The 24,357-nt window shown below is 47.7% G+C and carries 17 protein-coding genes and 1 riboswitch; of the genes, 5 read left to right on the forward strand and 12 right to left on the reverse strand.

The features are described from left to right. Positions 1–18: 18 nt before the first annotated feature. The 4 genes from OM416_RS09090 to OM416_RS09105 form a co-directional block, all read right to left on the reverse strand. Positions 19–1,518, reverse strand: coding sequence for an extracellular solute-binding protein (locus OM416_RS09090; RefSeq protein ID WP_264928652.1), 1,500 nt, complete (start codon positions 1,516–1,518; stop codon positions 19–21). Between the two features lie 61 nt (positions 1,519–1,579). Next, entirely contained in the window at positions 1,580–2,452 is an 873-nt protein-coding gene (locus OM416_RS09095) for a carbohydrate ABC transporter permease (RefSeq protein ID WP_017686862.1), read from the reverse strand. Positions 2,453–2,497: 45 nt separating this feature from the next. After that, a complete protein-coding gene (locus tag OM416_RS09100; protein WP_017686861.1) occupies positions 2,498–3,451 on the reverse strand; it encodes an ABC transporter permease in 954 nt (317 codons plus the stop codon). 282 nt (positions 3,452–3,733) lie between these two features. After that, on the reverse strand, positions 3,734–6,070 hold the full coding sequence (locus OM416_RS09105) for a helix-turn-helix domain-containing protein (protein WP_264928664.1): 2,337 nt from the start codon (positions 6,068–6,070) through the stop codon (positions 3,734–3,736). Between the two features lie 512 nt (positions 6,071–6,582). Between OM416_RS09105 and OM416_RS09110 the strand changes: the two genes are divergently transcribed. Continuing rightward, positions 6,583–8,586, forward strand: a complete 2,004-nt coding sequence (locus tag OM416_RS09110; protein ID WP_264928665.1) for an endonuclease MutS2 — start codon at positions 6,583–6,585, stop codon at positions 8,584–8,586. A 136-nt stretch (positions 8,587–8,722) separates the two neighbouring features. Continuing rightward, positions 8,723–8,974 (forward strand): cysteine-rich CWC family protein, encoded by a 252-nt coding sequence (locus OM416_RS09115; RefSeq protein ID WP_264928666.1) that lies wholly within the window; start codon positions 8,723–8,725, stop codon positions 8,972–8,974. A 61-nt stretch (positions 8,975–9,035) separates the two neighbouring features. Here OM416_RS09115 and OM416_RS09120 read toward each other — a convergent pair whose 3' ends face one another. The 5 genes from OM416_RS09120 to gcvH form a co-directional block, all read right to left on the reverse strand. Further along, the gene (locus OM416_RS09120) at positions 9,036–10,181 is read right to left on the reverse strand and encodes a mannitol-1-phosphate 5-dehydrogenase (RefSeq protein ID WP_264928667.1); all 1,146 of its coding nucleotides are present in this window, start codon (positions 10,179–10,181) and stop codon (positions 9,036–9,038) included. Further along, positions 10,178–10,612 (reverse strand): PTS sugar transporter subunit IIA, encoded by a 435-nt coding sequence (locus OM416_RS09125; RefSeq protein WP_017686856.1) that lies wholly within the window; start codon positions 10,610–10,612, stop codon positions 10,178–10,180. The genes OM416_RS09120 and OM416_RS09125 overlap by 4 nt, the downstream gene beginning before the upstream one ends. Next, positions 10,609–12,711: a BglG family transcription antiterminator gene (locus OM416_RS09130; RefSeq protein ID WP_264928670.1), complete on the reverse strand. Its 2,103-nt coding sequence runs from the start codon at positions 12,709–12,711 to the stop codon at positions 10,609–10,611. The genes OM416_RS09125 and OM416_RS09130 overlap by 4 nt, the downstream gene beginning before the upstream one ends. Before the next feature lie 38 nt (positions 12,712–12,749). After that, complete coding sequence (locus OM416_RS09135; protein ID WP_264928672.1) at positions 12,750–14,204, reverse strand: PTS mannitol transporter subunit IICB; 1,455 nt, start codon at positions 14,202–14,204, stop codon at positions 12,750–12,752. Between the two features lie 418 nt (positions 14,205–14,622). Further along, a complete protein-coding gene (gcvH, locus tag OM416_RS09140; protein ID WP_076333660.1) occupies positions 14,623–15,015 on the reverse strand; it encodes a glycine cleavage system protein GcvH in 393 nt (130 codons plus the stop codon). Between the two features lie 345 nt (positions 15,016–15,360). After that, a riboswitch (glycine riboswitch) is annotated at positions 15,361–15,483 on the forward strand. A gap of 329 nt (positions 15,484–15,812) precedes the next feature. Between gcvH and gcvT the strand changes: the two genes are divergently transcribed. From gcvT to gcvPB, 3 genes are all read left to right on the forward strand, one after another. Then, positions 15,813–16,949, forward strand: coding sequence for a glycine cleavage system aminomethyltransferase GcvT (gene gcvT / locus OM416_RS09145; protein ID WP_076333659.1), 1,137 nt, complete (start codon positions 15,813–15,815; stop codon positions 16,947–16,949). Beyond that, complete coding sequence (gene gcvPA, locus OM416_RS09150) at positions 16,946–18,301, forward strand: aminomethyl-transferring glycine dehydrogenase subunit GcvPA (RefSeq protein ID WP_264928673.1); 1,356 nt, start codon at positions 16,946–16,948, stop codon at positions 18,299–18,301. The genes gcvT and gcvPA overlap by 4 nt, the downstream gene beginning before the upstream one ends. Before the next feature lie 110 nt (positions 18,302–18,411). Then, a complete protein-coding gene (gcvPB, locus tag OM416_RS09155) occupies positions 18,412–19,875 on the forward strand; it encodes an aminomethyl-transferring glycine dehydrogenase subunit GcvPB (RefSeq protein ID WP_264928935.1) in 1,464 nt (487 codons plus the stop codon). A gap of 238 nt (positions 19,876–20,113) precedes the next feature. Here gcvPB and ptsP read toward each other — a convergent pair whose 3' ends face one another. The 3 genes from ptsP to ptsG all read right to left on the reverse strand — a co-directional run bounded on the left by ptsP (position 20,114) and on the right by ptsG (position 24,223). Further along, positions 20,114–21,826, reverse strand: coding sequence for a phosphoenolpyruvate--protein phosphotransferase (ptsP, locus tag OM416_RS09160; protein ID WP_145150147.1), 1,713 nt, complete (start codon positions 21,824–21,826; stop codon positions 20,114–20,116). Further along, on the reverse strand, positions 21,819–22,094 hold the full coding sequence (locus tag OM416_RS09165; RefSeq protein ID WP_036617010.1) for an HPr family phosphocarrier protein: 276 nt from the start codon (positions 22,092–22,094) through the stop codon (positions 21,819–21,821). Before OM416_RS09165 ends, ptsP begins: the two co-directional genes overlap by 8 nt. A 77-nt stretch (positions 22,095–22,171) precedes the next feature. Then, positions 22,172–24,223 (reverse strand): glucose-specific PTS transporter subunit IIBC, encoded by a 2,052-nt coding sequence (gene ptsG / locus OM416_RS09170; protein WP_264928674.1) that lies wholly within the window; start codon positions 24,221–24,223, stop codon positions 22,172–22,174. Positions 24,224–24,357: the final 134 nt, after the last annotated feature.

A 24,357-nucleotide genomic window follows, 5' to 3' on the forward strand; every position in this document is an offset into this window, starting at 1 on the left:
GCCTCCGCTTCCGGCTCCTTATTGAGCCTGTTTTTTGTAATCTTCGGCATATTCCTCACGAATCTTGTTTCCACCCGCATTGCCCCAATTCTCGATTTCCTTTTCCCAGCCACTTTGATCGATCTTGCCCATAATGTATTTGGTTTGTGCATCGGCAATCACCTGATCCAGATCCGCCCCACGGTCACCATAGGTTGGAGAATATAACGTCAGCGCAGGGTTTGGCACAGCGTGCTCCGCCAGTTCCTTGGCAAGTGCCGTACCTTTTTCACCCAGTTCGGTATCCTTCAATTTTGGTACGTTGTATCCTTCAACATAAGGAAGGTTGTCACGATAAGGCTTCACTTCACGCTGGAATGCATCGAAGTCACTCATCTCTACCTGATCTTCGCCCACTTTGGTGTAATGTTTGTCTCCCATACCACGCATCAACAGGGTAGCCATCTCAGGGTCCATCAATTTATCCAGGAAGGAGAGCAGGTTTTTGAGTTCTTCTTCCGATTTCACCGTTGATTTAGGGAATGCCAGAATGCCGGAGTTACCCGTCTGTCCTGCAACACGATCACCGTTCGCTCCAAGCAAACCAGCGATGTCTACTACACCATCCGGATTGTTTTTGGACAGACGCTCTTGCTGACTTTTTCCGTTCTGCGCAACACCAACACGAATACCGACAACACCGGAATCATACTTTTTCTCCGCTTCTGTAGAGTCGAATACGGCAAAGTCCTGGTTCAGCAGTTTCTCATCGTACAAACGTTTCAGCAGATCCAGCACCTGCATATATTCCGGTGTCATAAATTCCGGCGTGAAGCTGCCATCATCCTCGACCTTCCACTTGTTAGGTGCACCAAAACTTACGCCAAGGCGTGTTGTGAAGGAATATTGGTCCTCATTATATTTTTTGAAAAGCATTAGTCCAAACGTATTATCCTGACCATCTCCATCCGGATCGGAGGTTGCCAGTGTCTTGATCGTTTCATACCATTCATCCGGTGTCGTTGGCACCTTGAGATTCAGCTTCTCGAACCAGTCCTTGCGATAGATCACTGTAGCCCGCGCAATATCGGAGAATACAGGAACCCCATAGATTTTGCCCTCTACCTTGATGTTGTCAAAAAAACGCTCGTTCTGTGCCGACAGATTTTTGTAGTCTTTCAGCAAAGGTCCCACTTCCCAGAACACGTCATTGCGCATCGCGCTGGTTACCGTTGGGTTATATTGCACCTTCACAATTTTCGGCATATCGCTTGAAGCGATCATCACGTTGATTTTGTCATTGTAGGCCGAAGCCGGAATCCATTGGATATCCAGTTTGGTATTGGTATACGCTTCAATCTTTTGCTGAACTTCATTGCCTTTACTTGGCACATCACCCACCTGTGCAATGGCTATGGACACATTTTGTACGCCGCCCTCGGCAGCCTGACCCTCGTCTGATCCGCATCCTGCCAGCAAACCTGTCACCAGTGCCAGTGTGCTCAAGACAGCTACGGCTTTCTTTTTTGTTGCTTTCATAACATAAAAACCTCCCTTTTTTATGCAGTCATAGTGAACTGACTTTGAACCATGTGCCGACTCAACCTTTCACCGAACCCAGCATCACACCTTTAGCAAAGTGCTTTTGCAGGAATGGATATACCAGCATAATCGGAATCGTAGAGAATACGATAACGGCCATGCGAATGGTAAGTGGCTGGATCTCGGTCTCTTCAATACTTGTGTCTCCAATTCGGCTCTGTGCCAGAATGACAATCTCACGTAGCCAGACTTGGACAGGCCACTTCTCACTATCGTTAATATAGATAACAGCGCTGAAGAAACTGTTCCAGTGGGCCACCGCGTAAAAGAGTGAAAATGTCGCCATCGCTGGCATGGACAACGGCAGTACAATCCGGAACAATACGCTGACATCGTTACATCCATCAATTTTGGCTGCATCCTCCAGTTCGTCCGGAATCGCCTGGAAGAAGTTTTTGAGTACGATCAAGTTAAATGCACTAATAGCGGTAGGCAGCATCAGCGACCATAACGTATCCGTCAAATGCAAAGATTTCACGACAAAGTATGTTGGAATCATCCCGCCACTGAAGAGCATTGTGAACAATACACCGAGCAAAATGGGCTGGCGTCCACGCAAATATCTTCTAGAGAGCGGATACGCCATAAGTGATGTAAACAGCAGGTTAATGAAGGTACCGATCACGGTAATATAGACCGATACACCCAGACTGCGAATCAAAGTATCTGTAGAGAAAATGTAACGGTACGCAGCCAGAGAGAACTCTTTTGGAAAAAGAATGAATCCTCCCTTAGCCACTTCATGTGGACTGGTAAACGAGACGGCTAAAATATACATGAACGGGATAACCGTCACAATTCCAATCAATAGCAGCAAGCCGTGATTGAGAAAATCAAAGATCCGGTTGCCCCACGTTTTATCCTGTTGCATCTTAATGTTCACTCCTGTCTGGTGAAGAACGTCTGCACCCGAGGGTTAGTAGACGCCTTCCTCCCCGAATTTTTTGGCCAGCGTATTGGCACCAAGAACAAGCGCCAGCCCGACAACCGATTTGAACAACCCGACAGCAGCACTATAACTGTACTGTGCCTGGGTAAGCCCCTTCGTGTATACGTAGGTATCGAATACCTCGCCCACATCCCGGTTCGTCGGAGTCAGCATCAGGAAGATCTGTTCAAAGCCTGTATCCAGGAAATTGCCCAGACGCAGAATGAGCAAAATGACGATCGTACTGCGGATGGCCGGCAACGTAATGTGCCAGGTTTGGCGCCAGCGATTGGCACCATCAATCCGTGCAGCTTCATAGAGCTGTGTATCAACACCAGAAAGCGCCGCCAGGAAGATAATTGTGCCCCAACCAACTTCTTTCCAGATGGATTGTCCGACAATCATTGTTCGGAACCATCCAGGTTCAAGCAGGAACGCCACTTTTTGTCCAGTCAGGTTATAGAGCAGTTCATTAATCGCACCGCCCTCGGTTGTAAACAGCATGTAGAACACACCGACAACAACAACCCAGGAAACAAAGTGTGGAACATAGACGAGCGTTTGTACAAATCGTTTGAACCGTTCACGACGAACTTCATTCATCATGAGTGCCAGTACAATCGGCAGTGGGAAAAAGAACACAATGTTATAAATCGCAAGCAAAAACGTATTCCGAAATAATGTCCAGAACTGCGGTTCTCCAAAGAAACGCTGGAAATGTTTGAACCCTACCCAGTCACTTCCCAAGATGCCCTTGTAAGGCGTATAATCCTGAAAAGCCATCGTGATACCATACATGGGTATGTATTTGAAAATAACAAAGTAAAGCACACCCGGTATTAACATGATATACAGCCACCGGTTTTTGATAATGTCTCTCCACAGCAGGTTTTTGTCACTGCGGGTAGCGGGCCGTGTTCGAGCCGCCGTTTCGGCTTTCATATTGTCTTCCTCCCCACATTGGAAACGATTACAAAATATCACTTCCTGAATTCATGTCTTCATTGTGGAGGATAAACGAATGACTGGCTATCGTCTCGTTTTAGCCTTTTGTTTCCCCTTATGTAGCAAGGGTTTAGCGCATTTTCATCACAGAATTCAAAGGAGCAATGAACTGCTTTCAACCTCCATGTTCCTGTCTTAACTTTATGGAGAAAAGCAGTCTTCTTCCTCCATCTGGACATGAAAAAGCCCGCCTACCATGGCGGGCAGAGCAGGCTTGTTTTATCGCTGCTGCTCCCGGTACTTGCCGGGGGTCGTTCCTGTGATTTTGCGAAATGTACGGATAAATGCGGTTGGATTGGTATAGTTTAATTTCTCGGCTATCTCCGATATTTTCAGATTTGTCGTCTGCAGCCAGGTCTTTGCTTTTTCCATACGATACTCTGCCAGATATTCCGTAAAATTAACTCCTGCTTCCTTCTTGAATACCCGACTTAGATAGACAGGGTGAAAATTAAGCTCAGCGGCACAGGCTTCCAGTGACAATTCACGATCATAACGTTCCTCGATCAATCGAATCATGCGCCTTGCAATGTTCATGTATTGGGATTCTTCCTGTTCTCGCCAGAAACGGATAACGGGCAGGAACAACCGCTTGCGGAACCAATTGGTCATTTCGTCCAATGTGGACAACTTCAGCAAATGTGCCATGGATGCTTTTTCACCCAGCACTTCGGCTACATCTCCGCCTTGCTCCTGCACAAGCTGATATACACGGGACAATAACTGAACCATAATAACGGGATATTCACTGAAATGAAGCTTCTTGTCTGCAAGCAGCCCCAAATATTGCTTAAAGTAGGCGTCTGTCTTCTCTTCATCTCCTTGCTTGAGCGCAGAAGCGAGCTGATCCTCAATCATGCGTAACTGGGTATACAACGCGGCCTCCATCTGACCACGTGGCTGAATATCCTCGTAATGCAAAATAATACGGCTGCCCAGACTCACCCGGCCTTGCAGAGCCTCTCGGCTCTCCTGAACCGCTCTTGGCGTATCACCAATACAAGTGTAAGAACGACTGATGCCGATACTTACGGGCAGATTCAGATAGGTTACGACACGTTCGCGAATCCAGTCTGCCTGGGTATGCATCCATTCCTTCAGCTTCACCTCATCCGTCAGTTCGGAGGCAAGTACGGTGACCTGAGCATCATCCAGCATGACAGGGGTGAACCGAACTGCCGAAGGAAGAAGCTCACCTACCATATTGTTGACAGCAAACAGCAGCAGATCCCGATCCTGTTCCTCATATCGGGTCCCTTCCAAGGTATCCATCTGGAGCATGAGTACGCCGAGACTCGCCCACCCTGTCGGAAAACCGTACAATTCTCCCTGATATCTGAAATCCTCTTCGGAGATTTTGCCTGTTAGCAACTTGGTCATAAAAAACTCTTGGAGATGCACATGCTGCCCCTTCATTTGCTCACGCATCGTTTTCTCCGAACTGAACAACGTTGAAAGTTGCTCCTCGATATAGATAAATTCATCCTGACGTCGCCCTGATGGAGCAACTGGAGCATCCAACCCCTTCGTAAACTGCAGCAATCTGGAGATCGGTGAGTACATCCGCCGACTGCCGTAGATGGCGACCAGTCCCGTTACACACAACATGACCAGTGTAGCAACGCCGGTAACCAATGCAATTTTCTGCGACTGAGCCGTGATCTGCCCTAGAGATACAACGGACACGTACAACCAGCCATTAAGCGGAGACTGCCTATAGCTGACCGCAACCTGATTACCTTCCACCTCTGCACTAAAAAATCCCTCTGGCTCCCCCGTCGTCTGGACGATCTCGTGGATTTCTTTATTTAAAGTGTCATATTTCGTACCTTGCTGGGTATCATTCAAAAAATATTTCTGTTCCCGGTCCAGAACGTACAAGTCCCCGGAATTCGGATTGCGACTCAGAAATGTACTAAGCTCCGCGTCAGCAATATCGATGACCAGAAAGCCTTTGGGTTTCACATTCGTGGGTACCATCGGAATCTTGAATACCATGCTTACCACATTATCGGATGAAATAAGGGTAGGTGCCTGTTCGGGTGTTAATTCACCCATTCCTGCTGACACAGGTACACTTTCTTTGGCAGAACTAGCATTCTGAGTGACCCAGAACAGGCTGTTGGTATAGGTTAGATAGGAGCCAATCCGGTCTCGAATGCTGAAATCATCCAATTTTCCAAAAGAACGCATCGACACGACCCAATCTTCATCCAGATTAACCAGATAGGCTTGGTCAATGTTCGTAACCGCTTGCAAGTTGTTAAAGCCGGAAGTCAGATCACGAATCTCCTGAAACTCGCTGCTGTCCAGTGGTTTCTTCATCGCTTGTAGTACCAAGGGCGAATTGACATACTGGATGGATGATAATTGCAGGCTGCGCAGAACTTGTTCTACCCGCATTTGGGTCTGATGCAATATCTGAAGATTGCTCTCACGCACCTTCTGCTCAATGTCACGCGATGCAATCGTATACGAGACGGAACCAATAACAATGACTGGAAGGGCTCCGAGAATCAGGGTAAAGCAGAGCAAACGCAGTAAATACTTCGGCAAGAAGAGCATCCTCCTTCTTATAAAATCGCTTTCATTGGATTATTTTACTATTGTTATTTTAAAACCCATTCTTATTCAAGTCCACTCATTTATTCTAAAGGTTGACTTCAAACCAATTTCCAGTTTATATTGGTTGCATATTCCTCAATCAAAGGAGAGATTTTTAATGTCGGTGAATGTTCTTAACTAACCAAGTTTCATATTCAGGAGTTTGGCCTTTCATTGCGCTTGTGCCCATATGGCATACGTGTATTTCATGATGCGCCAGATCCCTGTACTTAGTTAAGGACAGCGGATATCATAAATCGCCTCCGGGATTGTCATTGTCCGGGTCTATTTCCGCGCTGAGTTCAGCGCGGATTTTTTAATATAGACCTGTAGTGGACTCTGCTTTCCCATACGTTTAGGGCGGAGAATGACGTTTGTTCATTCTCCGCCCTTTTTGCGTTTTCCAGGAATATGTTTCACCGCATCAACTGAAAATCCAATTCAAATCCAAGGAGAGATTACGCATGAATGAGAACACATTAAACAGTTTGGGTTATCCACAAATTCAAAAAAATGTTGCAGACTGCGCCCTGTCTTATCTGGGCAAACGTTATGCCCGAGAACTAAAACCCATGAAAGATGCTCATTTGATCCAGATTCGCCTGGAAGAAACAGCGGAAGCCGCTGCGTTAATTCGTTTTGGCGCCAGTATCCCCCTCCCTTCACTGGACGGAATGGAAACCATTATGGATCTGCTCGGCACCGGTTATCTATTCAGTGAACGCGACTTCAGTCATCTCGCGCAGTTCCTGCGGAGCTGCGCACAACTCATGAAATACATGGAGGGCAAATCCGGGGCCGCTCCCACCGTCAGTCGTTATGCAGCATCCATGATTTTGATTGCACCTTTGCTGAGTGAGATCGAGCGTTGCATCCATAGTGGACGCATTCAGGATCAGGCCAGCAAGGAACTGATTCGAATTCGTAAAAAAATGACTGTGAATGAGGAGCGTATGAAACGAAAGCTCGATTCTCTCGTGAGTAAACATCGATCCATTATGCAGGAGCATGTCATTAGTCAACGCGGAGGAAGAACAGTTCTGCCCATTAAGAAAGAGTTCCGTAAACAGGTGAAAGGCAGTGTGCTGGATGAATCAGGGAGCGGGCAAACCGTATATATTGAACCCGCTGAGTTAGTAGGCCTGCAGATGGAATTGGCTGCTCTACAAGCGGAGGAGTCCCGGGAGGAGATGAAAATTCTCGGTGATTTAACCTCCCTGGCCGAATCGTATAACCGTGAAATCGCCCTTAACACCGAAACGGTAGGTGTATTGGACTTTCTATTTGCCAAAGCCAAATATGCCGCCACCATGGACGGACGCACCGTTCGAGTCAATACTCAGGGCCACATCAGCCTTCAACGTGCACGTCATCCATTCATGGGTTCTTCCATGGTTCCCCTTGATTTTGCCATCGGCAGAACGTACTCGTCGCTCATTATTACGGGCCCGAATACCGGAGGTAAAACGGTCGCACTCAAAACACTTGGTTTGCTAACCCTGATGATGCAATCCGGTTTGCTTATTCCGGTGGAGGAAGGTGGCGAGATGGCTGTTTATAACGAGGTAGCAGTTGATATTGGTGACGGGCAGAGTTTGGAACAAGCGCTCAGTACATTCTCCGCACATATTCGCAATATGATTGGCATACTGGAACAGGCCAATCCATCGACGCTGGTGCTCATTGATGAGATGGCTTCTGGCACAGATCCCGGTGAAGGCGTTGGACTTTCTATCGCCATGCTGGAGGAACTGCATAGCCGCGGAGCAACCGTTGTGGCGACAACACATTTTGGTGAAATCAAACATTTTGCAGCTGCCACGCCAGGATTCGAAAATGCCCGTATGGAATTTGACACCGTTTCTCTCCAGCCGCTGTATCGATTGCGTATCGGAGAAGCTGGTGAGAGCTATGCTTATTCCATCGCATTAAAGCTGGGCATGCCACAGCGTATTATCGAGCGATCCAAGTCCCTGTCCGATCAAAGTATTTCGAGAGATCGTACATTAGGGTTCACGTCACCTCCTTTGGAAACTAACGCCCTGCCGCCTGCTCGTTCCGTTACAGTATCAGACAGCCAAGTAGAGTTGTCCAAACGAGATAAGTGGAAGCAACCAAAAGATTCAATCAGTCTCCACCAAAAAACAACACCCAGAGAGTCAGATCCCCCTGCTCCTGCCAAAAATTTTCGCAAAGGGGATCGGGTATATGCAGCCTATCTCAATCAGTCGGGCATCGTCTGTGATGTGGAGGATAGCCGTGGAAATATCGGAGTCATGCTCAGGGGACGCAAAGTCAAAATCCATAAGAAACGCCTGACCCTGCATATATCTGCCAATGAGCTTTATCCAGGTGACGATTATGACTTGGATATTGTGCTAGAAACAAAGGAAAATCGAAAGAAGCGTAAATTGATGGGACGCAAACATGTGGAAGGCCTGCAGATCGAATTACCGCCTGAAGAATAGCCGATGGGAGAAACAGATGTAGCGGAATGGAACTCATATACACAATGAATTCCATGATCACCAGCACATTTCTGTTATACTGGAACCAGTATGTTTAACTTCAGCTCGTAGCTATTCACAGGGAGGGAAGAACCCCATGTCTGCAGAACAAGCCGATCAAGAGCGCAGCAATATCGATGTTCTTGTCTGCCCATTATGCGGGGAAGCTAATCGCTGTTCCTACGCCGCAGGACATCCTCATTCGGAATGCTGGTGTAACCGGGCTACTTTTCCCGAAGGTGTATTCGACCGCATTCCGGCAGAGCAGCGCCGAAAATCGTGCATATGTCAACGCTGTTTGGATGAATATGCCGATAAAAGACAACCAAAAGAAGAGCCACACAGTTAACAACTGTATGGCTCTTCTTCATTATGCCTCATCTATACTGTTAGCCCCGCTACCACTGCTCTTACATTTGGTTATACTGTGCAACAGCCTGTTCCAGCACCGGATGATGCTCATCCATAGCCGTATAATGGTGGAGCGCAGCTGCAATCCCCTTCTGTCGAATCATGTCCTGCAGTTCAACTGCTTCCGGATCATCCGAGACATCGAACTTGCAGGCTGCGGCCATCCCCATAGCCAGATAGGTCGTTTCGGTTCCATCCGCATAGGCCTGAAGGGCCGGGCGAACCAGACGATCATTCGGAGACAGCTTGCGCAGGGGGGAACGACCAACACGAGTAACCTCATCGGTGAGATACGGGTTGACGAACCGTCCCAATATTTTGACAATATACTGCTCATGCTCTTCTGGGTTGAATCCAAACCGCTTCACCAGAACTTCTCCGGTTTCCTGCAAAACACCATATACAATGGATTTCACCTTTTCATCGGCAATAGCCTTCTGAATCGTGTCATACCCATGCACATTACCGATGTACGCAGCAACGCAGTGTCCTGTGTTAACCGTGAACAGTTTACGTTCGATATACGGCTCCAGATCATCGACATATACGATGCCCTCAACCGGTTTGAATGCAGGAGCCATCTGGGAACGATCTACCACCCACTCGTAAAAAGGCTCCACCTGTACATGCAGAGGATCTTCATGATGCTGAATGGGTACAATCCGGTCTACAGCCGAATCTGGAAAATAAACGTACTGATCCGCAAGGTAACGTGTCTCTTCATTGAGCAGAGCATATACATGCTCTTTCAATTGTGTACTGGCTCCAATGGCGTTCTCGCAAGCAATAATATGAAGAGGGTTTTGAGCAGGACCAGAACTCAGTCTTCTCTCAAGTCCCTTCGCAATACCTGTTGCAATATGCTTCAGTACGCCCACGCCCACTGCGGTTGTAATCAGATCAGCTTCCACAACGGTTTGAGCAACCGTCTCCAGTTGGGTTCCATCGATTGCACCTACACCTGTCACGGTCTCCTGATCCTTACTCTCGTTAGCCAGTTCCACCGTATACTGCCCCCGTTGCTGAAGAGCGGTTACCAAGGTCTGATTCACGTCGGAGAAAACAACCTCATATCCTGCACGGGAGAGAATTAATCCGATAAATCCGCGTCCAATGTTACCTGCGCCAAAGTGTAGGGCCTTCATAGCTCCATTTCACTTTCCAGAATAGCAATAACTTCTTCAGCTGTTTTGGCTAGACGCAGGGCCTCCATATTCTCATCTTCAGCACAGATCACCGCAATGCTAGTCAGGATCTCCATATGTTCCCCGCCTTGAGCCGCGATACCAATGACCATATAAGCCTTTTCTTCGCCAAAATCAACACCCTGTGGATACTGAATGACAGAGATGCCTGTAGATAAAATGAAAGCTTTGGACTCCTTCGTACCGTGCGGGATCGCAAGTCCGTTCCCTACATAGGTCGAGACAATCTCTTCACGTTCAATCATCTTCTCAATGTAATCAGCGGTAATATGTCCCGCATCCTTCAGAATCTGTCCTGCCATACGAATCGCTTCGTATTTATCCTGAGCCGTCGCATTCATGATGACTTTATCTGTTGTTAACATACTCATAATGGTTGACCTCCAATTTCGGTTTTACTGCGATAAAATCCAACAAGTTCCTGGGACAGGTAATGAATGAGTTCATCCCTGATTCCCTTTTCCAGCAATGTAATCATCTCTTCCTGCAATAACAGGGCGCTGATCTCACTGAGAACCTCCAGACTTTCCTTGGATAATTCTCTGGGACCGAGCATCAAGAGAATATGAGTAACTCCTGCCGGATCATCCGGCGTACGAAGGAGTGGCTCCGTGAGCTGAAACAGACTGATAGATGGCCTGTAGATCCCCTCACTTCGTGTATGAAAGAGCGCAAGTCTTGTGCCGGGAATCTTCTGACTCCCCACTACCTCACGCGCCTCCAACCGTTTCGCGATCTCCTCCGGCTCCTTCAATACACCAGATCCATGGAGTACATTGCACATCGCATACACGGTTTTATAGAAACCAATATCTTGGTTATCCAGCGGATACACCTGAAACTTGCCAATAATTCGGACGATTTCAATCAATGTAGCTTCCATTCCGTCAGGGTCCGAGTAACGACTTGTCGTCTGAACCTCTGTTTCACGGGGCTTGTTATGCTGCTGTTGTAACGTTGTGGTTTTAATAAAATGACGCAGGCGCTCGCTCTCTTCTGCTGTAAGCAGTGGACTCACTTTGTAATACTGATGCTCATCCATCGGCAGATCGACAGTGGATAACACCAGATCATATTGATCTGTAGGTATCCGGGCAGCTTCATACCAGGACACGCTATCCATGATCCGAATCTCGGGAATCTCCTTAGACAATCGGCTTGAAAGCATACGTGATGACCCGATTCCGCTTGTACATACGATGATGGCCCTGATTTCCCGCTTCAGTGCACGTAACCTCTCAATGGAAGCTCCAAAATGCATGACCAGAAAACCAATTTCCTCATCCGGAACGTCTGTGCCTGGCCAAGCTTGATGCACGGATTTTTTGACATCTTCGAAGAGTAAATCATAATCCTTGCGAATCTGCTGCAATAGCGGATTACGAATCATCTGTTGTCCTTCAATTCGCTCCATTACAGGTTCCATATGTCCAAGTAGACCCTCACGAAGCAAACGATCCTCATGAAAGGCATAATGCGTTCTCGCCTGCATCTGATCAATCAATGAATGTACCCTGTCCAGTAAAATCAAGTCGTCTATTGGCAACAGCCTGGAAGAGTGAATCCGCTGCTCTGTCTCAACTAATAGTCTGTGAAAATAAGCTTGCTCATCTTCTGAGAATGTCAGCCCCAGCTGGGTGGATAACACACCACACAAGCGGGATGCCATATAAGGTGGAACCTTCATATCATCCTGCTCTGCAACTTCATCCCCCGTTTTCTCTCGTGGAGACATACGGCCAATACCAAAGCCTTTACGAATACGTACAACCGCTACGGACATTTGAATCAGCAGTTTCATGTATTGGCGTTCCGGGATGTTCTCCAGCCATTCGATATCTGGTTGCCATAACGCATTTTCGACCGTAAGCACATCACCGTGTCCGATCATATCCAACAGTTTTTGGTTTACGATGGAGCCCCCTTGTTCAGGCTGTCTTCCGAACAAGTCAGACTCATCCAAAAATTCCAGTGCAAGTGCAGCTATGGCTGTGCGATGAATCGTCTCACTTCCGTTAATCTTGACGCCATATCCACGTCTGCGAACCAGCTTCAGTCCCGCCTGACGAATCCGTGATTCCAAATCGTCCAGATCAGTAGTTACGGTAGATACAGTCACTTTCAGATCGGAAGCCAGGGCGAGCAACTTTACAGGCTCCGGTTCATCCAGCAGGATGCAAAGCATGAAGAGCTTACGCTCTTCTGGCGTAAACTCTACGTATTCTTTACCCTCCAATTGCTGGCGCAATACAGCCAGATCATCGGAACCAGCATCGATTCGGATACCGGTTCCTGATTTTTTTTCCAGCTTCATTCCCAGGGGTTCAAGCCATTGTTCAATCATTTGAAGCTCCCGGTGAACTGTTCGGGTACTGACCTTTACTTCAACGGCGATTTCGCCGGCTGTTACTTCATGTGGATGCTCTAGCAGGAACTCCACGATTTCACGTTGTCTTTTGGTAATACTCATATCTCAGCCTCCGGCTCAGGGAAAACAAATGCGTGCAATTACTTCAGACGTTCAACGAGCGCATCGTATTCCGGGCTTTTTAGGAAGTTGTCGATGGATATATGTTCTGCGTTCGGCGCAACGGAGCGAGCACGATCCGTTAATATTTGTTGTGTGATCACCACGTCTGCATCCGGCGGGATATCACTGATGGCCGTATTGGTCACCGTAACATCAATCCCCTCTGCCTTCATCTTCTTGCGTAGAATGGAAGCGCCCATGGCACTAGATCCCATGCCTGCATCACAGGAGAAGACAATCTTCTTCACATCTGTTTTCACTGTAGAAGTAGCCATATCCGCAGTTCTGTCTGCTTCACGTTGGTTAGCGGTAATGCCAGCGTTTGGCACAGTTCCTTGATTCTTCATGTCTTTCATCCGGCTGGATGCAGACTCCAGATCTTCGTCCTTTTGTTTACCCGTTTTCAGCAACAGTGCTGCCACCAGGAAGGAAACGACTGCTGCTACAAGAACCCCTGCGAGCATCGGCAGATATCCACCTTTTGGTGTTAAAAGGAAATAGGCGATAATACTACCCGGTGATGGTGCTGAAACAAGCCCTGCTCCGGTTAGCATGAATGTTAATGTACCTGCGACGCCACCCGCGATTGCTGCAAGAATCAGAATTGGTCTCATCAGAATGTAAGGGAAGTAGATCTCATGAATTCCCCCGAAGAAATGAATGATAACAGCACCTGGTGCAGAAGATTTGGCCATTCCGCGTCCGAAGAAGCAGTAAGCAAGCAAGATACCAAGTCCCGGACCCGGGTTCGATTCAAGCATGTATAATACAGATTGCCCTAATTCTCTCGCTTGATCTGTTGCAATCGGTGTGAGAATCCCGTGGTTGATCGCATTGTTCAGGAACAATACTTTACCCGGTTCAATAATCAGGTTGACCAGCGGTAACAAGCCCAGATTCATTAAGCCTTGTACCCCGGCAGACAATACTTTACTAATCGCTTCTACAGCAGGCCCGATGCCCAGTAGCGCAATGATCCCCAAGATCCCGCCAATGATACCGGCTGAGAAGTTATTAACCAGCATTTCAAATCCGGCTCTAACTTTGCCTTCAATGGATTTATCGAATTTTTTGATAATCCATGCTGCCAGAGGTCCGGCAATCATCGCACCGAGGAACATCGGAATATCACTACCCACGATGACCCCGATGGTCATAATGGCACCCACGACGCCACCACGCTGACCATGCACCATCGTACCCCCGGTGTAACCAATTAACAGCGGCAGCAAATATTTGATCATCGGATCGACTAGCTGTGCAAGCGTCTCGTTAGGGAACCAGCCTGTTGGAATGAACAGAGCCGTAATTAATCCCCAGGCGATGAACGCTCCCATATTCGGCATGACCATACCACTCAGGAATCGGCCAAAACGCTGCACACCTACCCGTAGCCCACCTTTGGAATTGGACGATTGGTCCAAATTACTCATTGTATTATCCTCCTTGGATCAAGTCATTATGTTTATGAAAGGGGTATCATTTCTCCCCTGCTGTAATCCTAAGCGAGAATGCTCTCCTGTTCAATCAAATGAAAGCGTACTTTCGTCATGAACAATGATGACAACATTAGGTTATGTAATCGTTTTAATCTATGCATATTAGCTGAACTCATTGGTACATAAGGCTTTTCTTGCCTATGACTTTTATCATTTCCAAAATCAATTTCTAACCTGTAGCTTGTTCCAATCTGGCGATTCACATCCATAATCTGCTTCAATCTGCATTCAAAACCATCCTCAGAAAACACAAAAAACCTGTGCAAGCCTCAGGCTCACACAGGTCGAAACAATATGAAGCATATCTCATTTTGTTATAAAATATATGTTAATAAGTACAAGTTCGTTGATACTATTCTTCCGTATGTTTACGATACGCGTCTGCATTCATCAATGTAGACAATGCTGCTGTCAGATCTCCCTCAACGCGGATCTCAATCATCCAGCCTTCCTCGTAAGGAGAGCTGTTCACAAGTTCAGGTGAGTCCTGCAACAAATCATTCACCGCAATGATTGAACCCGTGACTGGAGAAAACAAGTCTGACACCGTTTTGACCGATTCGATCGTTCCAATGCTGTCTTCTGCTTTTACATTGGATTCAAGGTCAGGCAATTCCACAAACACAATGTCACCCAGCTGATGCTGCGCGAACTCGGTAATGCCAATACGTACAGTATCCTCCCCTACGGTTTGCACCCATTCGTGCTCTTCACTGTACAGGAAATCACTTTTCAATTCGCTCATTCGATATCCGCCTCGCTTTTCATTAATGAGTGCATGCGTTCTTTGACCTTAACCTTTTTCCCAGAACATAGCGTATGATATTTTTGAATCAAATGTCAATATACCTCACAAATTATTTAATAATGGCCTCCTCAAACCGCAACCCGAATACACTCTTTCTACATATACTGGTGAATATTAGAATAGTAAGCGTAGTCTTTTTAAATACACGAACAATAACATTACAAACTCAATAAATATTCGGTTTTAAATCATTTTCTATGATATCGTTCTTGACATCAGCAGTGGATTCACGTTTTAATGAGAAGAGTAAATGTTTTTTATTGGACTATGTTATACCCGCGGATGAATGTAAAGGGAGAGATTACCCGTGACACCCGATTCGGGATGTACATGAGGTAACGCCGAAGGAGTAAACCACCGATAAGCGGGGGTGAATCTCTCAGGCAAAAGGACTTTTACGGGACGCAACTCTGGAGAGCATCTATTCGCCCTGTGCGGGCGTTATGATCACCCAAGGGGAAACCTGCTGCACTGATGCGGCGGGGTAACTCTCAGGTACAAGGGACAGAGCCTTAGAATACAGCGTGCTACTTGGCATGCCGGTTCTTTGGCCTGTCCTTTTCCTTTTTCCCAAAAAAACGAAAAACAGGATTCAGATCGGAATCGGCGCTGTCATAGCTGCCTTACCATACTTATCTACTAAAAATTTCTGCTTAGAAAATTTAAAAATACTCTGGTTCATTGATCCACGATTGCATATTCGGCCGGTTGACGGCCCATAACGAGGTGATTTGATGTCCGATTTGCTTAGAACACCACTCTTCCCCCTATATCAGCAATATGAAGGCGTACGGTGCATTGATTTTGGAGGCTGGGAGCTTCCGGTGCAATTCAGCGGAATCCAGAAAGAACATGAAGCGGTGCGTGAGCGTGCTGGACTGTTCGATGTGTCCCATATGGGCGAATTCACGGTACAGGGTGAGCAGGCTGAAGCGTTTTTGCAACAAATGACGACCAATGATGTGACCACGCTGGTTCCCGGTCAAGCCCAGTACACCCTGATGTGTTACCCAGATGGCGGTGTGGTGGATGATCTGCTCGTGTATAAGCTGGAAGATCAGCATTATATGCTCGTCGTTAATGCATCCAATATCGATAAGGATTGGGCATGGCTGCAAGAGCACCTGATCCCTGGCGTAAGCATGACCAACGATTCGGAGCAGACAGCGCTACTCGCCCTGCAAGGTCCACTGGCTGTAGATATTATCGGAAAAGTTACAGCTACGGATGTATCCACGATTGAACCGTTTCGTTTTGTGCAGGACGCCGAAGTATGTGGAGTAAAATTACTGTTGTCCCGTACCGGTTATACCGGTGAGGATGGCTTTGAACTATATGTTCCTGCGGACCAAGCCGCTGCGGTGTGGAATGGATTAATGCAAGCTGGTGAAGGTCATGGACTGGTGCCAACCGGACTTGGTGCCCGGGATACGCTGCGTTTTGAAGCGAGGCTCCCCCTGTATGGACAGGAATTGTCGGCAACCATCTCTCCGCTCGAAGCTGGCGTAGGTATGTTTGTGAAGCTGAATGCCGGACCTTTTATCGGACACGAAGCCTTGTTACAGCAAAAAAATGACGGGCCCGCCCGCAAACTGGTCGGCATCGAAGTGCTGGAGCGTGGTATTCCTCGCCCCCACTATCCGATTTACGCCGAAGGCGTACAGATTGGTGAAGTGACAACAGGCACACAATCACCTACATTGAAGCGTAATCTGGGGCTGGCCCTCATCGACAGCAAATATGCTGCACTGGGAACCCCGCTTGAGATTGAGATCCGCGGCAAGAAGCTGAAAGCCGAGGTCGTGAAGACCCCTTTTCATAAACGGACACGCACGTCAAAGACACCTACCCAAGGAGCTGATCAAGCATGAGCAAGCACCGTTACATTCCCATGACTGAGCAAGATCAGAGCGCCATGCTCGCAACCATCGGTGTGGATACGCTGGAGGATCTGTTCCAGGACATTCCAAAAGAGATTCGTTATCAGGGCGAGCTGCCCGTATCCTCCAAACTTGATGAATATGCGCTGACACGTCACATGTCCAAACAAGCTGGCGCCAACGCCAATTTCGAAACACACGCCAGCTTCCTCGGCGCAGGTATATACGATCATCATGTTCCTTCCGTCATCAATCATGTCATTTCCCGTTCCGAGTTCTACACTGCCTACACACCTTATCAGCCTGAGATCAGCCAAGGTGAACTACAGGCCATTTTCGAATTTCAGTCCTACATCTGTGAATTAACCGGTATGGCTGTAGCCAATGCCAGCATGTATGACGGCGCAACTGCTTTTGCGGAAGCAGGAAACTTAGCCGCAGCGGCAACGCGTCGCAAACAGCTCATCGTATCCCGTACGGTTCACCCGGAAGCCCGACAGGTATTGCAGGCGTATGCGCATGGACTCCGTCTGGAGATTGTCGAGATTGGCTATAAGGATGGCGTCACTGACTGGGATGCCCTGCAAGCTGCCATATCGGACGATACCGCAGCGGTCATGATCCAAAGCCCGAACTTCTTTGGTGCCGTGGAAAATGTGAAGCAAGCCGCTGACCTCGTGCATGCGCACAAGGGTCTGCTCGTTGTAAGTGCTAACCCGCTATCGCTGGGTCTGCTGGAAGCCCCAGGCAAGCTGGGTGCCGACATCGTTGTTGGCGATGCGCAGCCCCTAGGTATCGCCGCTTCACTCGGCGGCCCGACATGCGGATATTTCGCCGTATCCCAGCCTCATATGCGCCGAATTCCTGGCCGAATCGTAGGCCAGACAACCGATCGCAACGGCAAACGTGGTTTTGTACTCACGCTGCAGGCGCGTGAACAGCATATCCGTCGCGAAAAGGCGACGTCTAACATCTGTTCCAACCAAGCTTTGCTTGCGCTCAGCGCATCTGTATATATGTCCATTATGGGTAAACAAGGTATGATCGATGTCGCGGATCTGAATCTGCAAAAGAGTCATTACACCCTGAATACATTAACTGCGATTTCCGGCGTTAGCCTGACGTTTAATGCACCAACATTTAATGAGTTTGTGATTAAGCTTCCTCAAGGAACCGATGTGGATGCCCTTCAACTGAAACTGTTGGATGCGGGCTTTATCGGTGGCTATGAACTCGGACGTGATTATCCCGAGCTTGCCGGACACATGCTGATTGCTGTTACCGAACGACGCAGCAAGGAAGAGATTGACGAATTCGCACGAGCATTGGAGGGATCGCTGTGACTCAGGAAACGACGACAACGACAACATCGGTACAAGGACAAACGGAAACAGGTACCTCTTTCTCCACTTCGGCTCAAACTGAGACGGATACAACATTCAGTGCACAGACCCTGTCTCCTGCTCCGGAACAATCATTGATTTTTGAACTCAGCAGTCCTGGACGTGTCGCTTATTCCTTGCCAGAATGTGACGTTCCTCGTCAGGCTGTCGATACGTTGATTCCCCGGGAAATGCTCCGTTCGGAAGCAGCGGCACTGCCGGAAGTGTTCGAGGTAGATGTTATCAGGCACTATACTGCGCTGTCCCGTCGCAACTTCGGTGTAGACAACGGATTTTATCCACTGGGCTCTTGTACGATGAAATACAATCCGAAGATTAATGAGGATGTTGCACGTTATAACGGTTTTGCCAAAATCCATCCGTACCAGCATGAATCCAGCATTCAAGGTGCACTTGAACTGTTATATACGTTGCAAAACGACCTTGCAGGTCTGACAGGTATGGACGCTGTGACCCTGCAACCAGCCGCTGGTGCTCATGGAGAATGGACTGGACTTATGATGATTCGTGCCTACCACGAAGGTCGTGGTGAACAACGCACCAAAGTCATCGTACCCGATTCTTCTCATGGTACCAACCCGGCAAGTGCAACCGTTGCAGGATTTGAGACTGTGACAATTCCGTCCCGTGCAGATGGACTGGTTGATCTGGACGCACTCCGTGCAGCCGTCGGTTCGGATACAGCAGCATTGATGCTGACAAACCCGAATACACTTGGCTTGTTTGAGAAAGACATTCAGGAGATTGCATCCATCGTGCATCAGGCTGGTGGCTTGTTGTATTACGATGGAGCCAACTCGAATGCCATTATGGGCATTACCCGTCCAGGTGATATGGGCTTTGACGTGGTGCATCTGAACTTGCACAAAACGATGAGTACGCCTCATGGAGGTGGTGGACCAGGTGCCGGACCAGTCGGCGTGAAGAGTCGTCTGATTCCGTTCCTGCCTAAACCGATAGTCATTAAGAACGAACAGGGCGTATATGCACTGGACTGTGAAGGAGATCAATCCATTGGTCGAGTGAAAGCCTACTACGGCAACTTCGGTATTTTGGTACGCGCCTATGCCTACATTCGTACCTATGGACCGGAAGGTTTACGCCGTGTCTCTGAATGTGCGGTACTGAATGCCAACTATATGATGGCACGTCTCGCACCTTACTACGAGATTCCATATCCAGGCGTATGTAAACATGAATTCGTCATGTCTGGTCGGGGATTGAAGCAGTATGGTGTACGTACACTGGACGTTGCCAAACGATTGCTTGATTTTGGATATCACCCGCCTACGGTGTACTTCCCGCTCAATGTGGAGGAATGCATCATGATCGAGCCGACAGAGACCGAAAGCAAAGAAACGCTGGATGGATTCATAGATACGATGATACGGATTGCCAAAGAAGCGGAAGAGACACCTGAATTGGTCCTCAACGCACCTTACGGTACACCGGTTACTCGTCTTGATGAGACAACCGCGGCCCGCAAACCTGTATTGAACTGCGCTTGCAGTTAAGCACTAAGTGAATTACTAATCCATGCTCTTGCTGATGTTAACTACATCAGTAAGAGCATTTTTTTGGCTAGACATTACAGAACCTTCCTCCTTGAACTCCCCTTCTAATTCCTATACGTTCGAGCAACAAAAAAAGCCAGTACCCGCTGTAACAGCGGATACCGGCAAAATCGCTGCATCAATGCAGCTCATTATCGGAAAAAGAAAAACCTCAAATCCGGAGGAAACCCCGGCAAAATTACGCTTGAATGCTTTGAACCAATTCAACAACTTGTTCAGCCGTTTGCATATCCAGAGCTTTAGCAGCCAGTTCCTGCATATCCGCACGGGACAGCTTGGTGATCTGACTACGAGCTGGCAGAATGGATGTTGCGCTCATGCTGAACTCATCCAATCCAAGACCGAGCAGCAATGGAATTGCTGTTTCGTCCCCTGCCATCTCACCGCACATGCCAACCCATTTGCCTTCACGATGCGCTGCATCGATAACCATTTTAACCAAACGCAAAATGGCCGGGTTGTAAGGTTGGTACAGATATGCCACTCGTTCGTTCATACGGTCAGCAGCCATCGTGTATTGAATCAGATCGTTCGTTCCGATACTGAAGAAATCCACTTCTTTGGCAAACTGATCCGCCAGAACTGCAGTCGAAGGAATTTCGACCATGATTCCGAGTTGAATGCTGTCAGAAACAGCAATCCCTTCAGCAACCAGCTTCTCTTTCTCTTCGAGCAAGACAGCTTTTGCTTCACGGAATTCACCGAGTGTTGCGATCATTGGGAACATGACACGCAGGTTTCCATGTACGCTTGCACGCAGCAATGCACGCAATTGTGTACGGAAGATATCCAGACGGTCCAGACACAGACGAACTGCGCGGAAGCCGAGGAATGGATTCATTTCTTTTGGCAGATCCAGGTATGGAAGCTCTTTGTCTCCACCGATGTCGAGTGTACGAACAACGACAGGTTTGCCTTCCATTTTTTCCAGTACCGCTTTGTAAGCATTATACTGAATGTCTTCGGAAGGAAGCTTGTCTCTGCCCATGTACAGGAACTCGGTACGGTACAGACCAACAGCCTCGCCACCGTTCTCCAGAACACCTGTTACATCATTCGGTGTACCGATGTTGGCTGCAAGTTCAACATGAACGTTGTCTACCGTTACCGTTGGCTCATCACGAAGTTTTCTCCACTCTGCACGTTGTGCATCATACTGTTCCTGTTTGGTACGGTATTCAGCAATAACTTCATCAGTAGGGTTAACCAGTACGTGACCATCCAGACCGTCAACAATGATCATATCGCCTTGTTTTGCTTGAGCCAAGATGTCCTTGGTTCCAACAACAGCCGGAATTTCAAGAGAGCGAGCCATGATCGCCGAGTGAGAAGTACGTCCACCAATGTTGGTTGCAAAACCTTTAACAAATTGGCGGTTCAATTGAGCCGTGTCGGAAGGCGTCAGATCCTCCGCAAGCACGATTACTTCTTCATTGATCTCAGCCGGACTCATGAAGTCGATACCAAGCAAGTGATTTAGCACACGTTTAGTAACGTCACGCATATCTGCTGCACGTTCCTGCAGGTATGCACTCTTCATGTTCTCGAACATGGAGATAAATTGCGATGCCGTTTCGTTCAAAGCAAATTCTGCATTGATCATGTCATCTGCAATTCTAGCTTTAACCGGATCAATCAGTTCCGGGTCATTCAGAATGAGCAAATGCGAAGCAAAAATCTCAGCTTTTTTCTCGCCAAGCTCTTGTAAAGTACGCTCTTTGATCGCCTCAAGCTCAGCCTGGGATTTACCCAGAGCTGAGTCGAGTTTCGCGATCTCTGCGTCAACGTCGTTAATTTGGCGTTTTTCTACAGAGTAGTCAGGATGCTCCAAGATAAACGCCTTGGCGATAGCAATACCCGCCGAAGCCGCGATCCCGGAGACATTAAGCATTAATTTCGCCCAACCCTTCGTTAACCATAACGTCAGTCAAAGCTTGAAGAGCTTCAGCTTCGCCTTCGCCTTCAACGATGATGCTAATGGTGTCGCCTTGTTCCAAACCGAGGGAAAGAACGCCCAAGATGGATTTCAAAGTTACTTTTTTACCGTTAGCTTCTGCAAAGGATTCTGCACCTTTGAATTTGTTAGCTGTATTAACCAGGGCTGTCGCCGGACGTGCGTGGATACCATCTTCGTCTGTAATTCTGAATGTTTGTTGCATTACAATCATCTCACTTTCAGTAATTTGGTTTAGGCATTGCATATATTTACACTTGCTTGCCATCGTCGTAACACTTCTTATTTTATCTCAATGATTGGCTGATCGCCAACTTTCAGCACTCCACTCTTCTTCAAGGTCACTGTGGAGCCCTCTGGCAGGTTGGTGAAAATAACTGGTGAAATGATCGAAGGAGCGTTTGCTTTGACATACTCCAGGTCCACTTCCATAATCGGCTGACCAGCCGATACCAGATCACCTTCCTGCACCAGTACGTTAAAGCCTTGACCTTTCAGCTTCACCGTATTGACACCTATATGAACAAGCACTTCCTTGCCACCGTCAGACATGATGCCCACGGCGTGTTTGCTTGGAAATACATTAAACACTTTACCATACACAGGAGAAGTTATTGTGCCATCATGTGGCAAAATAGCGAACCCATCACCTGTCATTTTCTCAGCAAAGACCGGATCAGGTACGTTCGAAATGTCCAGTAATTCACCATTGACTGGCATCACGATATCCTCAGCAACGATACGCTCGCCTTGCTCACCTTGTGCCTTCTCCTCTTCAGGAGTTGGTTTAGCAGCTACCGGCGTTGGTGCTGGCGTTCGTCCTGCAATAATATCCTGCATTTGAGATTTAATCGTATCGGAACGTGTTCCGAAGATGGCTTGAACATTATTACCCACTTCAAGCACACCAGATGCACCCAATTGTTTCAAACGATCTTTTTTCACATTGGATTTCTCATTGACCTCAATCCGCAAACGAGTAATACATGCATCCAGATGTTTGATATTCTCTTTGCCACCAAAAGCTTCGAGAATGTTATGAGGCAGATCATCCGTTGAACCGGAGCCTCCGCCAGACGCTGTTTCAGGCGTTGCCTCTTCGCGTCCTGGTGTTTTGAGATTGAATTTGCGAATGATCAATCGGAAACCAAAGTAGTAGATCACTGCAAGAATCAAGCCGACGATAATCACGTCCCACCATGGTGTACGGTTCGGAATAATACCAAAGATCAGGAAGTCAATGAACCCACCGGAGAAGGTCATACCAATCTTGACACCCAGAATTTGCATGGTCATGAAAGACAAACCTGCAAAGATACAGTGTACTGCAAACAGGATTGGAGCTACAAACAGGAACGAGAATTCAAGTGGTTCTGTGATTCCTGTCAGGAACGAAGTCAACGCTGCCGAACCCATAATACCTGCAACATACTTTTTGTGTTCTGGTCTTGCTTCATGGTACATCGCAAGAGCAGCCGCTGGCAAACCGAACATCATGAACGGGAATTTACCAACTTGGAACGTTCCCGCTGTGAGGTCTGCACCATCACGCAATTGATTGAAGAAGATCTGCTGGTCTCCACGAATGACGTCTCCAGCTTTGTTTACGTACTCACCGAACTCAAACCAGAATGGGGAGTAGAAAATGTGGTGAAGACCGAACGGAATTAATGACCGTTCCACGACTCCGAAAATGAAGGCCGACAATGTCGGGCTTGTATCTACCATGAAGTGAGACACAGCATTCAATCCATTTTGAATCGGTGGCCAGATAATCACCAGAAGCAACCCGATTAAGAGGGAAACAACCGAAGTGATAATCGGAACAAATCGTTTACCTGCAAAGAAACCCAGATAAGACGGCAGTTCGATTTTGAAAAATCGATTGTAACACAGCGCGGCGGCGATACCTATGATAATACCTCCGAACACGCCTGTACTTAATGTTGGGATACCCAGGATGCTGGCATAACCCGGTACTTCGCCGATCATTGCCGGGGTAACCCCTACTGCGGTACCCAGTGTGACGTTCATGACCAGATAACCGATGATGGCTGCAAGACCTGCAACCCCTTCGCCACCTGCCAATCCGACGGCTACACCGACGGCGAACAGCAATGCCAGATTATCGAATACGATCTGACCTGCGTTCATCATAATTGTTGCGATCGAGTTCACCCAAGGGGTGTCGAGCGCCGTTACATATTGCAAAAAGTCTGGATTAACCAGCATGTTACCAATTCCGAGCAGCAAACCTGCCGCAGGCAGAATGGCTACAGGCAACATGAGAGCTTTACCGACTCTCTGCAATACACCGAAAAGCTTTTTAAACATCGCGTCGTATTCTCCCTTTCGTCTAAGTTGTGTGTCGTGATGCAAGCAAGGGGACACAAAAAAGGCATGAATTAATAAAGTGAACTGTACCAACCTTGGGGTATAGCATACCCTGTACAAGGAAAGAACAATCA

The sequence above is a fragment of the Paenibacillus sp. LS1 genome (genome assembly GCF_026013365.1).
Lineage (GTDB): Bacteria > Bacillota > Bacilli > Paenibacillales > Paenibacillaceae > Paenibacillus.